The organism is Xenorhabdus griffiniae (genome assembly GCF_015163655.1).
GTDB lineage: Bacteria > Pseudomonadota > Gammaproteobacteria > Enterobacterales > Enterobacteriaceae > Xenorhabdus > Xenorhabdus griffiniae.
Genome location: NZ_JADEUF010000219.1, coordinates 1 through 2,226, shown reverse-complemented (window position 1 = coordinate 2,226; position 2,226 = coordinate 1). Strand labels below are relative to the sequence as shown.

Below are 2,226 nucleotides of genomic sequence, written 5' to 3'. Positions count from 1 at the left end.
ATGTAATATAGATGAATCAATTCCATTATTCAGCCAAGCCTGGTGGTTAGATGCTACAGCTGGTGATGCAAGTTGGGATGTTATATTATATAAAGATAAAAATAAAAATATAATAGGTTCTTTACCATTTCAGTTTAAAAAAAAGCTATTTTTTAAAATAATCACTTCTCCTAGATTAACTCAAACACTTGGCCCATGGATAAAAACAGACCACTCTCAAAAGTATGCTAAAAAACTATCAACCGAAAAGCAAATAATTACTAGTTTGTACAAGCAGTTACCAAAATATGACTTATATCAGCAAAATTGGCATCCAAACTATATAAACTGGTTACCAGCCTATTGGTTAGGATATAAACAAACAACTAACTATACATATGTGATTGATGCTCTATCAGACTTAGATTCTATATGGAAAAATTTTGAAAATAGTACAAGAACAGAGATAAAAAAAGCTATCAATAGATTCAATCTTTCTGTAACAATAGAAGATAATATAGAAGAATTTATTAGATTAAATAGATTAGTCTTTAAAAGACAAAATATGCAGCCACCATACTCAGATGAATATGTTAGAAATTTAGACAAGGCATGCAAAAAAAGAAATTGCCGGGCTATATTTTTTGCTAGAGATGATAATAATATCGCCCATGCTGCTGAATATATTGTGTGGGATAAAAATAGAGTTTATGATCTAATGGGTGCAGCCGATCCTGATCTAAGGAAAAGCGGTGCTACTAGTTTATGTATGTGGGAAGCAATAAAATTTACACACTCAAAGTCAAAGATATTTGATTTAGAAGGTTCAATGATAGAGCCAATAGAGAAACTATTTAGGGCTTTTGGTGCCAAACAAGTTCCCTATTTCAAAATAACTAAGACGAATTCTAATCTTTTAAAATTGTATAATCTTATAAAATGAAATCATGAATAGAAAAATATTAAATTGGTTAGAGTCTGTATTAATGAATCATTACGGCGAAAGATTTTTATTAAACTACGTTAATGGTTTTATTTATTTAACGATCCCTAAATGCGAAAAAAAAAGTATAGTATTTTCTAATACAGAAAATAATTTTTATAAACTTGGTAAAAGTGAATTAAATTGTAATTATTGGTCTCCTGAATCAGAAGGCTTGCAATCAGTATTGGGGCATCCTTTACCTATTCTTTCAAATTTACCTATCCCCAATAATTTAATAGAGTACAATATTCATTCCTTAAAAGTAAAATATGATCTACTTGGTATGATTTATTGGATATTATCACGTTCAGAAGAAGTCAATCGAGACAATGAACTTGATATTTATGGCCGCTTTCCAGCTATAGCTTCTCACGCATACAATAATGGCTATCTTAATAGACCTATTGTCGATGAATGGTTATATATATTAAGACAATTAATATATAAATTATGGCCTAAGTTGCCTTTAAGAGAACATAAATTTGAAATAAAAGCAACGCATGATGTAGATCGCCCTTTCCGTTTTAAATTTTCTGACAATAAAACTTTCTTTAAAAAAATAGCTGGAGATATCATAAAGCATAAAAGGGCTAGTTCTTTAATCTATGCTCCCTTAATAAAATTAGCATCATCCGATTTCTTTCTAAAAAGAGATCCATATAATTCATTTGACTGGATCATGGATATATCAGAGAAAGAAAATATTAAAAGCGAATTTTATTTTATTTGTGATATAACAGACCAAGAAAAAGATGCTGATTATAATATTGAATCTCCCTTGATAAAAGAACTCATAAAAAAAATACATAAAAGAGGACATATCATAGGATTACATCCAAGCTTCAATTCATATTTATCCGAATCACAAATAAAGTCCGAGTTTAATAAATTATTAAAGTTATTATCTAACGAAAAAATAAAACAAAAGAAATATGGTGGTCGTATGCATTATTTAAGGTGGTCTCATCCTAAGACACTTATGTCATGGGAAGAAGCTGGTTTGAATTACGACAGTACATTAGGATATGCAGATCTGCCTGGTTTTAGGTGTGGGACATGCTTTGAGTATCCAGCAATAAACCCCATAACCCATGAATCTCTAAAACTACGTATAAGGCCATTAATTGTTATGGAATGCTCAATTTTATCATCAAAATATATGGGAGTTAATTTAGAAAAAGCAGAAGAAATATTTAATTATTATAAGAAAACTTGCCAGAAAGTTAATGGTATATTTACATTATTATGGCATAACAGCGAAT

Annotated in this window: 2 protein-coding genes; both read left to right on the top strand. The window is 29.6% G+C overall.

Going from position 1 to position 2,226, the window contains the following annotated elements; all coding sequences use genetic code 11:
- Positions 1–922, top strand: a 922-nt coding sequence (locus tag IQ211_RS18915; protein ID WP_228011625.1) for a GNAT family N-acetyltransferase, incomplete at its 5' end; no start/stop codon positions are given.
- 4 nt (positions 923–926) lie between these two features.
- On the top strand, positions 927–2,226 hold a 1,300-nt coding region (locus IQ211_RS18910; RefSeq protein ID WP_193836459.1), incomplete at its 3' end, for a polysaccharide deacetylase family protein.